13 protein-coding genes are annotated in these 12,967 nt (G+C 32.7%); 9 read left to right on the top strand and 4 right to left on the bottom strand.

Annotated features, from left to right (window positions below; all coding sequences use genetic code 11):
• Positions 1–2: 2 nt before the first annotated feature.
• The 3 genes from ACJTHF_RS04530 to ribE are packed head-to-tail and all read left to right on the top strand — an operon-like array spanning position 3 to position 2,310.
• Positions 3–635, top strand: a complete 633-nt coding sequence (locus tag ACJTHF_RS04530; RefSeq protein ID WP_078355924.1) for a riboflavin synthase — start codon at positions 3–5, stop codon at positions 633–635.
• 11 nt (positions 636–646) lie between these two features.
• Positions 647–1,819: a 3,4-dihydroxy-2-butanone-4-phosphate synthase gene (ribB, locus tag ACJTHF_RS04525; RefSeq protein WP_078355923.1), complete on the top strand. Its 1,173-nt coding sequence runs from the start codon at positions 647–649 to the stop codon at positions 1,817–1,819.
• Between the two features lie 20 nt (positions 1,820–1,839).
• Positions 1,840–2,310 carry a 6,7-dimethyl-8-ribityllumazine synthase gene (gene ribE, locus ACJTHF_RS04520; protein WP_058592006.1) on the top strand — a complete coding sequence of 157 codons (471 nt, stop codon included), beginning with the start codon at positions 1,840–1,842 and terminating at the stop codon, positions 2,308–2,310.
• A gap of 40 nt (positions 2,311–2,350) precedes the next feature.
• Here the strand turns inward: ribE and ACJTHF_RS04515 are convergent, their stop codons facing one another.
• Positions 2,351–3,355: a proline dehydrogenase family protein gene (locus ACJTHF_RS04515; RefSeq protein WP_048539540.1), complete on the bottom strand. Its 1,005-nt coding sequence runs from the start codon at positions 3,353–3,355 to the stop codon at positions 2,351–2,353.
• Between the two features lie 860 nt (positions 3,356–4,215).
• On the opposite strand from ACJTHF_RS04515, the gene ACJTHF_RS04510 reads away from it, so the two are divergent.
• The gene (locus tag ACJTHF_RS04510; RefSeq protein WP_048539542.1) at positions 4,216–4,551 is read left to right on the top strand and encodes a hypothetical protein; all 336 of its coding nucleotides are present in this window, start codon (positions 4,216–4,218) and stop codon (positions 4,549–4,551) included.
• Between the two features lie 42 nt (positions 4,552–4,593).
• Here ACJTHF_RS04510 and ACJTHF_RS04505 read toward each other — a convergent pair whose 3' ends face one another.
• The gene (locus tag ACJTHF_RS04505) at positions 4,594–5,103 is read right to left on the bottom strand and encodes a gamma carbonic anhydrase family protein (protein ID WP_078355922.1); all 510 of its coding nucleotides are present in this window, start codon (positions 5,101–5,103) and stop codon (positions 4,594–4,596) included.
• An 84-nt stretch (positions 5,104–5,187) separates the two neighbouring features.
• Here ACJTHF_RS04505 and ACJTHF_RS04500 point away from each other — a divergent pair, with 84 nt between their 5' ends.
• Together ACJTHF_RS04500 and ACJTHF_RS04495 are read left to right on the top strand one after the other, a co-directional pair.
• The gene (locus ACJTHF_RS04500; RefSeq protein WP_025905248.1) at positions 5,188–6,006 is read left to right on the top strand and encodes an alpha/beta fold hydrolase; all 819 of its coding nucleotides are present in this window, start codon (positions 5,188–5,190) and stop codon (positions 6,004–6,006) included.
• An 81-nt stretch (positions 6,007–6,087) separates the two neighbouring features.
• Positions 6,088–6,495, top strand: coding sequence for a transcriptional regulator, SarA/Rot family (locus tag ACJTHF_RS04495; RefSeq protein ID WP_025905249.1), 408 nt, complete (start codon positions 6,088–6,090; stop codon positions 6,493–6,495).
• A gap of 509 nt (positions 6,496–7,004) precedes the next feature.
• On the opposite strand, the gene ACJTHF_RS04490 is transcribed toward ACJTHF_RS04495, so the two are convergent.
• Both ACJTHF_RS04490 and ACJTHF_RS04485 read right to left on the bottom strand, forming a co-directional pair.
• Positions 7,005–7,562 (bottom strand): class I SAM-dependent methyltransferase, encoded by a 558-nt coding sequence (locus tag ACJTHF_RS04490; RefSeq protein WP_048539545.1) that lies wholly within the window; start codon positions 7,560–7,562, stop codon positions 7,005–7,007.
• Positions 7,559–8,518 carry a TIGR01212 family radical SAM protein gene (locus ACJTHF_RS04485; protein ID WP_048539546.1) on the bottom strand — a complete coding sequence of 320 codons (960 nt, stop codon included), beginning with the start codon at positions 8,516–8,518 and terminating at the stop codon, positions 7,559–7,561. Before ACJTHF_RS04485 ends, ACJTHF_RS04490 begins: the two co-directional genes overlap by 4 nt.
• A gap of 119 nt (positions 8,519–8,637) precedes the next feature.
• On the opposite strand from ACJTHF_RS04485, the gene ACJTHF_RS04480 reads away from it, so the two are divergent.
• The 3 genes from ACJTHF_RS04480 to ACJTHF_RS04470 all read left to right on the top strand — a co-directional run bounded on the left by ACJTHF_RS04480 (position 8,638) and on the right by ACJTHF_RS04470 (position 12,822).
• The gene (locus ACJTHF_RS04480) at positions 8,638–9,813 is read left to right on the top strand and encodes an MDR family MFS transporter (protein WP_078355921.1); all 1,176 of its coding nucleotides are present in this window, start codon (positions 8,638–8,640) and stop codon (positions 9,811–9,813) included.
• Between the two features lie 291 nt (positions 9,814–10,104).
• Positions 10,105–12,489, top strand: coding sequence for a leucine--tRNA ligase (leuS, locus tag ACJTHF_RS04475; protein WP_078355920.1), 2,385 nt, complete (start codon positions 10,105–10,107; stop codon positions 12,487–12,489).
• A gap of 21 nt (positions 12,490–12,510) precedes the next feature.
• On the top strand, positions 12,511–12,822 hold the full coding sequence (locus tag ACJTHF_RS04470) for a rhodanese-like domain-containing protein (RefSeq protein WP_048539549.1): 312 nt from the start codon (positions 12,511–12,513) through the stop codon (positions 12,820–12,822).
• The last annotated feature ends 145 nt before the right edge of the window (positions 12,823–12,967 follow it).

The raw sequence follows: 12,967 nt of genomic DNA, 5'->3' as shown, positions 1-12,967 counted from the left end.
AGATGTTCACAGGACTCATTGAAACAGTTGGTGTAATCAAGAATACAAGCACAAACCAAGGCGTTAAAACATTAACAATTGAAGCCACTGAAATAATGGATGATTTATCTTTAGGTGATTCCGTTGCTGTTAATGGTGTTTGTCTGACCGTTACTGAGAAAGCAAGTTCTACTTTTAAAGTGGAAGTGATTACTGGAACAATCTCAGTAACTTATTTAGAACATTTGAAAATGAATGACAAAGTAAATCTTGAAAGAGCGATGTTAGCAAATGGAAGATTTGGTGGTCATTTTGTAAGTGGGCATGTAGATGGTCAAGGCATTATTAAACATATTTCAAGGAGACAAGATGAATGGATTATTGAAATATCTACAGAAGCGCATTTATTAAATCAAATGATTGATAAAGGATCTATCACAGTTGATGGTGTTAGTTTGACAATTTTTAAATTATATCCTCAAAAATTTGAAATTCATTTAATCCCTGAAACGAGAGATCGAACAATCTTTGTTAATAAGAAACAAGGTGACAGCGTACATGTTGAAACGGATTTGTTATTTAAATATGTGCAGAAAGCAACAGGACAAAATCATTCAAATTTATCCGAAGAGAAATTACTTAATCTAGGATTTTAGGAGGCTATAACATGTTTGATAACGTAGAAGATGCCATACAAGAACTTAAAAGTGGTAAACCGATTATTGTAGTAGATGATGAAGATAGAGAAAATGAAGGTGACCTCGTCGCAATTTCTGAGTATTTAACAGCTGAAACGATTAATTTTATGGCTACACATGCGAGAGGTTTAATCTGTGCACCGATAAGCAGCGAAATTGCCCAACAATTTGGTTTGAAATTGATGACTGAAACGGGTGATAAATATAAGACTGCATTTACTGTAAGTATTGATCATGCATCAAGTACGACAGGTATAAGTGCTTTTGAAAGAGCGGATACGATTAAAGCATTAATTAATGAAACGTCACCAACAGCATTCGTTCAACCAGGTCATGTATTTCCATTAATAGCTAAAGACAATGGTGTTCTTGAAAGAATAGGTCATACAGAAGCTTGTGTAGATTTAGCGAAACTTTCTGGAGCGAAACCAGCTGGTGCTATTTGTGAAATTATGAATGATGATGGCACGATGGCTCGTAGAGATGATTTATATCAATTTAAACGTAAACATGGTTTATTAATGATAACAATTGATAAACTTGTAAAGTATAGAAAACGTCATGATCAAATTATTCATCTTGAATCTAAAGTTAAGTTGCCAACTTCATATGGTGAATTTGATATGTATGGCTTTACATCGCAATTAGATGATAAAGAATATATTGTCATTAGTTCAGGAGAAATTAAAGAAGGTATGAATGTACGTATTCATTCTGAATGTGTGACAGGTGATATTTTCCATAGTGCTAGATGCGATTGTGGAGAACAGCTTGAATATTCAATGAAATACATTCAAGAACATGGTGGCATGATTTTATACTTACCTCAAGAAGGTAGAGGAATAGGACTGATCAATAAACTTAAAGCATATGAACTTATTGAACAAGGTTATGATACGATTACAGCAAATGAAGCTTTAGGCTTTGAAGCGGATTTAAGAGATTATACTGAAGCGAGTCAAATTTTGAAATACTTTAATATAGAAGAAATTCAACTCATCAGTAATAATCCAGATAAATTTAATCAATTACAAGATTTAGGTATACGTGTTTCTAATAGAGTTCCAGTTGTCATTGAACCGAATGAAACAAATGCATCATATATCAATACTAAAAAGCATGAAATGGGTCATTTAATATAAAATAGAATGGAGTTTTTAAAATGAAATTTGAAGGTAAAATGGATGGATCACAATTAAAAGTAGCAATCGTCGTGAGTAGATTTAACGATTTTATAACAGGTCGTTTATTAGATGGTGCTAAAGATACTTTAATTAGACATAACGTGGATGAAGAAAATGTTCATGTAGCATATGTACCAGGCGCGTATGAAATTCCTTTAGTAGCTAAAAAATTAGCGAAGTCAGGGAAATACGATGCGGTCGTAACATTAGGCTGTGTAATTAGAGGGGCGACTACACATTATGATTATGTATGTAATGAAGTTGCTAAAGGTATTTCTAAAGTAAATGATGAAACAGATGTACCTGTAATATTTGGAATCGTAACAACAGAAACAATTGAACAAGCGATTGAAAGAGCAGGAACAAAAGCAGGTAATAAAGGTGGAGATGCTGCCTTAGCTGCAATTGAAATGGCAAACTTACTTAAAAATATTGAAACACAAATATAAAAACAAAGAAGCCAGGACAAGCGTTCTGGCTTCTTATGTATTATTTTTTCTTCGCTTTAGCGATTCCGCCTATACTTAATAAGGTTAAGCCAGCTATTACACTAGCTCCGATAGCGATTTTTCCTTTATTCTTTTCACTAAAGATATCTAATAACATTAAATTAATATTTTGTGGTCTTTCTGCTAATCTTCTCATGAAGTAACCGAACCAATCTTCCCCAAATGGTACGTACATACAGAAATTATAGCCTTCATTAGCGATTTGATATGCATAATCTGTTCTAAAACCATATAACATTTGGAATTCAAATGAATCTCTTGAGATGTTATGATCTTTAACAAATTGTTTAACATGATTAATAACATTATGATCGTGTGTTGCAATTGAAGTGAATGCTTTAGCAGTTAATAATCTTTTTTCAATCAATGCTATATAATTTTTGTCAATTTCTTCTTTAGTTTGATAAGCAATATGAGGTGCTTCCTTATATGCACCTTTAACTAATCGTAATCGCACATCATCGTATTTATCCATAATATTCATAGCATCAAATAAGTATGCTTGAATAACAGTCCCTACATTTTTGAATTCACCCTTAAGTTTATCAACTATTTCCGTAATACCAACTAAATCTTCATATTTTTCAGCATCTATGTTCACAAATGTATTTCCGTATTCATGAGCTTTTAACAAAATTTCTCTCGTATTTTGATAAGCAAACTCTCTATCAATATTGAGACCTAATTGTGTAAGCTTAATCGAAACATGCGCATCAATATTAGCATTGTAGTTTCTTCGCATAATTTCAACAATATTTTGTTGAGCTTCTAAAGCTTCTTGACGTGATGTTACGAATTCCCCTAAATTATCTAACGTACATGAAATTCCCTTCATATTTAATCTTTCAACTGTATCGATTGTTGAATCAATATCAACGCCCGCTACGACCTTGTTTGCACCTAGTGCAGGACCCATTTTCTTAGCTGATTCATTCATGAATTTGTTGTTAGATAATGCAATAAAAAAATCTTTTACGACAGGCATAGCAAGTCCTCCTTAAATATATTTATTCATTTAATTTATTTTATCATGGAAATACAAATTTAGTTAAGCGTTTACATTTTTAATATAATGTAAAATTATACTAATTATGAATTCTGACACGAAAAAGAACGCCCCCGTAAGGCGTTCCATAATATTGACAATATTTTGTCCGAAATTAAAAATTATATACATGTATATTATTGTAGTTTAATTGGATTTGTATAATGCCTTTGAACAATTAAATCTTAAACGTATTTAGGATTTTCTCCATATTTGTTTGGTGCTTTATGTCCGTCACCACATGCCATAAGTAGAATTCAAGATTTAAAAATAAACAAATAATCAATAAGACGGCATATAGTACAGTCATAGAAGTACTTGTAACTGAATCTTTAAATAAACTATATAAAATATCTAAAATAAAAGTAAGTGCATATGTAATAGTAAAAAAGAAACTGATTGGGAAAATCAGTTTCTTTTTTAATTCATTATTATTTAAATTTTTTTAATATTGCTTATTATGGTTTAGGGGGTTGATTGATTGACTTGCTCATAGTTTGGTGAAATGGGTTCTGCTGCTATGCTAATTGCATGTGGTAGAAATGTGAATATAAACAAAGAAATAATTATTTTTTTAAAGAAATGCATTTTATCATGCTCCTTTAAAGGCGTCTTATGTTACATCTTTAAAGTAACACGACAATATGAATTGATTGCTAATTCAATGTAAAGATTTAATGGCTATTAATGTTAATTTTATGTTAAGGAAAGCAATGAATCTTTATAATATCTTAATAATTATAGCTGGTTTATCGTGATACAATTAATGTATTAGAAATGACTGTAAAGGAGAAATCGGGATGTTTAGGGATATGGCATTTTATATGTTTGGGAAACCTTTAGATAGTTTCGTGCAATTGTTTATTTTTGAGCCAATTGTGATTGGTATTATAGCAATTTTAGTGGCGATGATTACTAAAAAGTCATGGACAGTTTTTGTTACAATCATTGCTTTAAATATTATTGATAATTTCTTACTCGTTAACTACCACTTTAGTGGGGCAGGTATAGGCACAATATTAGTTCAGAATGTTGTCTTCTTCTTTGAGAAGTTCTTCTCAATGTTTTATGAAATTATTATCGCTTATATCGTTGTAAAATTACCGTTTATGCATAGCAAATTTAAAATAGCGTAACAAAAAAGGATTGGGACATTGCGTCTCAATCCTTTTTATTATTTATTGATCTGCTTTATAAATCTCAGCTTTTTCAATATAAGATGCATTGATTCTTTTTAATTCATTATAGTCATCTTCTGTCAATTCTCTAATGACTTTTGCAGGACGACCAAATGCTAACGTATGTGGTGGGATTTTCTTTCCTGTTGGAACGAGTGATCCAGCACCGATAAATGCATATTCTCCAATTTCTGCACCGTCAAGAATAGTTGAATCCATTCCGATTAACGCGTGCTTGCGAATAATACTAGAATGTAATGTCACTTTATGACCAACTGTTACAAAATCTTCTATTATAAGTGGTTGATTAGGGCTTTGGTGTAAACAACATAAATCTTGGATATTAACACCTTCACCTATAATTGTAGGGGCAACATCACCTCTAATAACTGAGTTGAACCATACTGAGCTTTTAGGACCGATTGTAATATCACCAATTAAAGTTGCATTTTCAGCAATATAACAGCTTTGATCGATTTGTGGTTTTTGACCTTTAAAAGATTTAATCATTCAAGATTCTCCATTCTTTTGAAAAATTTTGTTATACTAAGTTTAACAAAAAAGTAGCTATATAGGTAAAAGGAGTAATATATTATGTGGAAATGGGAAACTGAGAAAGAAGCTAAAGGAATTGTAGTAATTGTACATAATATGCTAGAACATACAGGAAGATACGCATACGTAATCACTAAGCTACGACGAGAAGGTTACCATGTTATTATGGGTGACTTAAAAGGACAAGGACAAACTTCCCGTGTACATAGAGGACATGTTGATAAATTTGAAGAATACCATGAACAAGTACTTGAATGGATATCTATTGCAGAAGAATATCACTTACCAGTATTTACGTTAGGTGTTGGTTTAGGTGGACTTATTCTACTTAATTTATTAGAAAAAGTAGATTTAAAAGTAGAAGGCGTACTATTGATTTCACCATTAGTTGCTTTTCAACAAAATATTTCAACAAGACGTAATTTCTTAGCTTCAAGTTTCGGTACAGTTGCGAAAGATGCTAAGTTTGATACGGGCATTAAAGTAGAAAGCTTAACAAGAAACAAAGAAGTAATAGATGATACGAATAAAGATGCTTTAATGTTAAATAAAGTGAGTTACCACTGGTACAAGACTATCTTAGAAACAATGAAAGCAACAATGGAAAATATTCACCACATATCTCCAATTCCTACATTACTTATGCTAGGTACAGAAGATAAAATAGTAGATACAGAATCAATTCGTCAAATCGGTAAAACAATCAATACTAACGAATTATATTTTAAAGCTTGGCACGGACTTAATCATGAAGTACATAATGAACCAGAACGCGAAAATGTAATGAAATATATCATATCATTTATGAATAATCGCATTCACTACGTAGGATTACTTATTGATGATGAAACTGAATAATTTATAAAATATAATGCAAACAAGCTTAAACGATACTATATCGGGTATATAACCCATATAGAGAGCGTTGGAGGCGAGTTTATGACAGAAAAAGTAAATAACGTAAGTGATTTAATTTTATTAGATGATATCCAAAAAAATATAAATATTATTTTTTATAAAATTGAAGAAAAGTTTGATATAGAAAAAGAAGAGTTTCTTACATTAATCATGTTATGGAATAACGGATCGATGAGTTTGAAAGAGTTGGATGGTTATATAGATATTAAGCCATACAAACGAACAAGATTATACAATAACCTTGTGAAAAAAGGATGGATTAAGAAAGTGCGCCCAGAGAATGATGAAAGAACTGTAATTGTTGAAGTGAATAAAGACTTCGAAGACAAGAAAGATGCAATTATCGATTTCGCTTGTGAAGAAATCAAAAATAGAAAAGAACATTTTGAAAAACAATTTGAGTCAATCGTTAATACTTGTAATATTTAATTAAAACGCAAACCTGTTGAGTAGGTTTGCGTTTTGTCATTAGATTGAGAAACATGTGAGTTAAAGAGGGAATAAACACACGAGATTGTGAAAGATGTGAGTTAAAGGTGAAGTAAGCACACGAGTCGTGGCTTAAGTATTGAATAAAGCCAAGAGATGAACCAAGTCATGGCTTAAGTGCTGAATAAAGCCAAGAGATGAACCAAGTCATGGCTTAAGTCGAGAGTAAAGCCAAGAGATCGACCAAGTCGTGGCTTAAGTCGAGAGTAAAGCCAAGAGATTGACCAAGTCGTGGCTTAAGTCGAGAGTAAAGCCAAGAGATGAACCAAGTCATGTCTAAAGTGATGAGTAAACCCAAGAGATCGACCAAGTCATGGCTTAAGTACCGAATAAAGCTAAGAGATGATCCAAGTCATACCTTAACCACCGGATATATCCAAAAACCTCCAATATCACATAAAAAACGCAAACCCATTCCCAAGGTTTGCGTTCTGTCATTTCACTCATTTTTATCTTTTTTCAATTGCTATTATATATGGTGGATTGTTTTTTTGATTTATAAATTGATAGTGGAGCACGTGTGCTGATTGTTGATCTATTGAACTAACATGATTGATGACTTCGTTAGATTCTATCTGTCCTTCTGGGTGTCCTGGATATACGACTAATACGATGATGCCATTTTTACTTGTCATTTCGAATAGACTTTCAATTGCTTTAATTGTTGTCGGTGCATTCGTTGTAATATGTTTATCGCCTTTTGGTAAATAGCCTAAATTAAATATTGATGCGTCTATTTGCTCATGACGTTCTTTTATTATAGGTGCTGCATTTTCGTGACCTGTTTGATAATAATGAATATTACTATATGCTTCTGTTTTGATTTTAGTATTATTAATGGCTTCTTCTTGTATATCGAACGCGTATACTTCGCCGTTTGGAACTTGATTAGCAAGGAAAAGTGTATCGTTGCCATTCCCACATGTTGCATCAACTACGATACTTTTATCCGTTATATGTGTTGCTATTAAATCTCTTGCGAATGGTAAAATTCCTTGAACAATCATTTTTGAACTTGTTCTGCTTTCTTGAATTTAGATCCTTGCATTGTGCCGCGTTCTTTAAGTTCATTGTCTATAGCATTAAGGACTTCCCATTTATTTACACTCCACATAGGTCCAACCATTAAATCGATAGGGCCATCACCTGTAATACGATGAATGATCATTTCTTCTGGTAAAATTTCTAATTGGTCACAAACGAGTTGCGTATAATTATCTTGAGTCATGAATTCAAGCATACCTTTTTCGTATTGTTTAACCATTGGTGTACCTTTAAGTAGGTGTAACAAATGAATTTTAATCCCTTGAACGTCCATTTGTGCGACTTCTTTTGCTGTTTCCATCATCATATTGTAATCTTCACCAGGTAAACCATTAATGATATGTGTACATATATTGATATTGTGTTTTCTTAATTTAGCAATACCTTCGTAATAGCATTTCATATCATGTGCACGGTTAATTAAATCTGAAGTTTCTTGGTGAACGGTTTGTAATCCAAGTTCTACCCATAAATATGTTCTTTCATTTAATTCTGCTAAGTATTCTACAACATCATCTGGTAGGCAGTCTGGTCTTGTTGCAATTGATAGTCCAACTACATTTTCTTCTGATAAAGCAGCTTCGTATTTTTCTCTTAATACTTCAACTGGCGCATGCGTATTTGTAAAAGCTTGAAAATAAGCGATATATTTTCCTTCGGACCATTTTTCATGCATTTTGTCTTTAATTTCTTTAAATTGTACATGGATTGGTTCTGCACGGTTACCTGCAAAGTCTCCACTCCCGGCTGCTGAACAAAATGTACAACCCCCATGTGCTACTGTGCCGTCACGGTTTGGACAATCAAATCCACCATCTAATGCTATTTTAAAAATCTTCTCACCAAATTTATTTCTTAAATGATAATTCCATGTATGATATCTTTTGTTATCAAATGCATAACGGAATTGTTCTGTCATTATATTTCACATCCTGTTCTACAAACTTATCTAAAGCATTTTAACATATAATATTGAACTTTTGCAGAAAAAGGTTTAGACTATTAAAATTGACAAAATTTGAGAGGAGGTTGAAATCCTTGAGAATGCCGAAAATTGTTAAAATGCTCATCATAGGAATGGCGATCAATATTACAGGATCAAGTTTCTTATGGCCACTTAATACAATATATATGAATGAAGAATTAGGTAAGAGTTTAAGTACAGCTGGTATCGTTTTAATGATTAATGCATTCGGGAGTGTAATCGGGAATTTATTAGGCGGAAGTTTATTCGACAAAATTGGTGGGTTTCGTTCTATAATTTTTGCCTCTATTTTAAATATTTTAAGTTTAATCGGGTTAAACTTTTTAAATGATTGGCCATGGTATCCGTTTTGGCTTGTGATACTTGGTTTCGGTGGAGGCGTGATTGTGCCAGCTATTTATGCAATGGCTGCTGCAAGTTGGCCAAACGGAGGACGCACAACATTTAATGCAATTTATCTTGCTCAAAACTTAGGTGTTTCTATTGGAGCTGCAGCAGGTGGGTTTGTAGCGGACTTTAGCTTTAATTATATTTTTATGGCGAACTTACTACTATATGTCTTATTTATCATAATTGCTTTAAAATATTACAACATAGATTTAGATATTCATTTGAAAAATGATGAAGGCATCACGAGTGCTATGCAAGTTAAAGATAAAAGTAAATTTACTGCACTTATACTTCTATGTGTTATGTTTAGTTTATGTTGGATTGGTTATGTTCAGTGGCAAACGACAATTGCGACTTATACACAATCAGTTGGTATATCCTTGAAACAATATAGTTTCCTTTGGACAATAAATGGTGTATTGATTTTAGCAGGACAACCTTTAATTGCACCGTTTATCAATAGATTCAAAGAGAAATTGAAATTACAAATGTTTATAGGGCTAACGATTTTTATTTTAAGTTATGTGATTACAAGCTTTGCTGAACAATTTACAATGTTTGTTGTAGGGATGGTTATTTTAACATTTGGAGAAATGTTTGTATGGCCAGCAGTACCTGCAATTGCAAATAAATTAGCACCTAAAGGCAGAATGGGTGCATATCAAGGTATTGTAAACGCATCTTCAACAATAGGAAAAGCATTTGGGCCAGTTATAGGTGGCGTAATAGTTGATATGTTTGATATGAAAATGATGTTTTACAGTATGATATTACTTATTTTAATAGGTTATTACTTTTTATACATTTATGATAGAGGTATTTCAAAGCAAGATACATGATATTAACAAATAAGACTTGCAAAATATATTGAAATTGCATAATATTAGGTTGTATATAAGAAAAGTAGCTTTAATGCGAATCTTAAGAGAGTCAGTGGTGCTGAGAACTGATGATATCCATTAAGTGAACTTATGAACGATTCATTATTTATTAAAAGCAATCTTAAACCATATAAATGAAGCGCACTTAATTGTGAATTCTGGGTGGTACCGCGGCATATTTATTCAAGTCGTCCCAACTGTTATGATGGTTGGGATGGCTTTTTTTTATTTTATAGGAGGAACGAACAAATGAATTATAATCATCAACAAATCGAAAAGAAATGGCAAGATTTTTGGGCAGCTAACAAAACATTTAAAGCTAACGATAATCTTGGACAAAAGAAATTTTACGCTTTAGATATGTTTCCATATCCATCTGGCGCTGGTTTACATGTAGGACATCCTGAAGGTTATACTGCTACAGATATCGTCTCAAGATATAAAAGAATGCAAGGGTATAATGTACTTCACCCAATGGGATGGGATGCATTTGGTTTACCAGCTGAGCAGTATGCTATTGATACAGGGAATGATCCTAAAGAATTTACAGCTAAAAATATAGCGACTTTTAAAAGACAAATTCAAGAGCTAGGTTTCTCATATGACTGGGATAGAGAAGTGAATACAACTGACCCAGATTACTATAAATGGACACAATGGATTTTCATTCAATTATATAATAAAGGATTAGCATATGTTGATGAAGTAGCTGTAAACTGGTGCCCAGCGCTAGGTACAGTGTTATCTAATGAAGAAATTGTTGATGGTGTTTCAGAACGTGGAGGACATCCAGTTGTTCGCAAACCTATGAGACAATGGGTATTAAAAATCACTGAATATGCGGATCGTCTATTAGAAGATTTAGATGAATTAGATTGGCCAGAATCTATTAAAGATATGCAAAGAAACTGGATTGGTAGATCTGAAGGTGCTGAATTAAAATTTAATATTGATAATACAGATTTATCATTTGAAGTATTCACAACTCGTCCAGATACGATTTACGGTGCAACTTTTGCTGTACTATCACCAGAACATCCTTTAGTAGATTTAATTACGACTGAAGATGAAAAAGAAGCGGTTGAAGCATATAAATTAGCAGCTTCTCGTAAATCTGACTTAGAAAGGACAGATTTAGCAAAAGATAAAAGTGGTGTATTCACTGGAGCATTTACGACAAACCCATTCACTGGCAAAAAAATGCCGATTTGGGTTGCAGATTATGTGTTAATTAGTTATGGAACAGGTGCTGTTATGGCAGTTCCAGCACATGATGAAAGAGATGCTGAGTTTGCAGAGAAATTCAATTTAGATATCATCACTGTATATGATGATGATGGTAAAATGATTGATTCAGATGCATTAAATGGCTTAACAAAAGAAGAAGCAGTACCTAAAGCGATTGAATTACTTGAAGAAAAAGGTATCGGTCATAAAAAAGTAAGCTATAAATTAAGAGATTGGTTATTTAGTAGACAACGTTATTGGGGTGAACCAATTCCAGTTATACATTGGGAAGACGGTACAATGACAACAGTTCCTGAAGAAGAACTTCCACTAATTCTACCTGAAACAGATCAAGTTAAACCATCAGGTACAGGAGAATCACCTTTAGCTAATATTGATGAATTTATTAATGTTGTAGATCCTAAGACAGGTATGAAAGGGCGTCGTGAAACGAATACGATGCCACAATGGGCAGGTAGCTGTTGGTATTATTTAAGATATATCGACCCACATAACGATGAACAATTAGCTGATCCTGAAAAACTTAAACACTGGTTACCAGTTGATTTATATATCGGTGGTGTAGAACATGCAGTGCTTCATCTATTATATTCAAGATTCTGGCATAAAGTGTTATACGATATCGGTGTAGTTCCAACTAAAGAGCCTTTCCAAAAATTATTTAACCAAGGTATGATTCTTGGTGAAGGTAATGAAAAAATGAGTAAATCAAAAGGTAATGTCGTTAACCCTGATGATATTGTACGTTCTCATGGTGCTGACACATTACGTCTATATGAAATGTTCATGGGACCTTTAGATGCTGCAATTGCATGGAGTGAAAATGGACTAGACGGTTCACGTCGTTTCTTAGATAGAGTATGGCGTTTATTTGTTACAGAAGAAGGGAAAATTACGGATAAGGTCGTTGAAAACGAAACACCAGACCTAGATAAAGTCTATAACCAAACAGTTAAAAAAGTAACTGAAGACTTCGATACACTAAACTTCAATACTGCAATCAGTCAAATGATGGTATTCATCAATGATTGTTATAAACAAGATCAAATCAGCAAAGCATATGCTGAAGGTTTTGTAAAAATGTTATCACCAATTGCGCCACACATTTCTGAAGAATTATGGCAAAAACTTGGTCATAACGATTCTTTATCTTATGAAGAATGGCCAACATTTGATGAGTCACTACTAGTAGATAACGAAATAGAAATTGTTATCCAAGTTAACGGTAAACTAAAAGACAAAATCAAAATTTCTAAAGATTTAACTAAAAATGAAATGGAAGCAGTAGCAATGGATAATGAAAAAATCAAAGAAGCGATTGAAGGTAAAACAATCCGTAAAGTGATTGCAGTTCCACAAAAGTTAGTTAATATCGTAGCAAATTAATCAATTAGGAGTGTTCTAGTTATGAAAGAAATTACAGTAACAGAATTAGCAAACAAAATTACATCTAATAATCCAATTAATATAGTTGATGTGAGAGAAGATCATGAAGTAGCATTAGGTGTAATCCCTGGCGCTAAGCATATTCCAATGGGAGAAATTCCAAATGAATTAAATCATTTCTCTAAAGACCAAACATATTATATTGTTTGTGCAGGTGGCGTTAGAAGTGCTCGAGTAGTTGATTATTTAAATGACCACGACATTGATGCAGTAAACGTAGAAGGCGGCATGAATGAGTGGGGCGACGATGGTTTAGAAAACAAAAGAGTTTAATGAAGAAATAAATAAGGCTGAGACATTTAAAATGTCTCAGCCTTAAATAATGTGTGAATATAATATAGGTTAAAGTTAGTAACAATTCCAAGTAGTTTTGTAAATAAGGAGGCCACATAACAAACACCAAACTATATACATTCTA

Origin of the sequence: Mammaliicoccus sp. RAM2 (genome assembly GCF_045897195.1) — a bacterium.
In the GTDB taxonomy this organism is placed as follows: Bacteria; Bacillota; Bacilli; order Staphylococcales; family Staphylococcaceae; genus Mammaliicoccus; species Mammaliicoccus sciuri.
Note: the sequence above shows the minus strand (reverse complement) of the source record. Positions and strands in the feature narration are given on the sequence as shown.

Coding starts and splice junctions, on each gene's coding strand:
- ACJTHF_RS04530 (WP_078355924.1), top strand. CDS start 3: ATGTTCACAGGACTCATTGAAACAGTTGGTGTAATCAAGAATACAAGC.
- ribB (WP_078355923.1), top strand. CDS start 647: ATGTTTGATAACGTAGAAGATGCCATACAAGAACTTAAAAGTGGTAAA.
- ribE (WP_058592006.1), top strand. CDS start 1,840: ATGAAATTTGAAGGTAAAATGGATGGATCACAATTAAAAGTAGCAATC.
- ACJTHF_RS04515 (WP_048539540.1), bottom strand. CDS start 3,355: ATGCCTGTCGTAAAAGATTTTTTTATTGCATTATCTAACAACAAATTC.
- ACJTHF_RS04510 (WP_048539542.1), top strand. CDS start 4,216: ATGTTTAGGGATATGGCATTTTATATGTTTGGGAAACCTTTAGATAGT.
- ACJTHF_RS04505 (WP_078355922.1), bottom strand. CDS start 5,103: ATGATTAAATCTTTTAAAGGTCAAAAACCACAAATCGATCAAAGCTGT.
- ACJTHF_RS04500 (WP_025905248.1), top strand. CDS start 5,188: ATGTGGAAATGGGAAACTGAGAAAGAAGCTAAAGGAATTGTAGTAATT.
- ACJTHF_RS04495 (WP_025905249.1), top strand. CDS start 6,088: ATGACAGAAAAAGTAAATAACGTAAGTGATTTAATTTTATTAGATGAT.
- ACJTHF_RS04490 (WP_048539545.1), bottom strand. CDS start 7,562: ATGATTGTTCAAGGAATTTTACCATTCGCAAGAGATTTAATAGCAACA.
- ACJTHF_RS04485 (WP_048539546.1), bottom strand. CDS start 8,518: ATGACAGAACAATTCCGTTATGCATTTGATAACAAAAGATATCATACA.
- leuS (WP_078355920.1), top strand. CDS start 10,105: ATGAATTATAATCATCAACAAATCGAAAAGAAATGGCAAGATTTTTGG.
- ACJTHF_RS04470 (WP_048539549.1), top strand. CDS start 12,511: ATGAAAGAAATTACAGTAACAGAATTAGCAAACAAAATTACATCTAAT.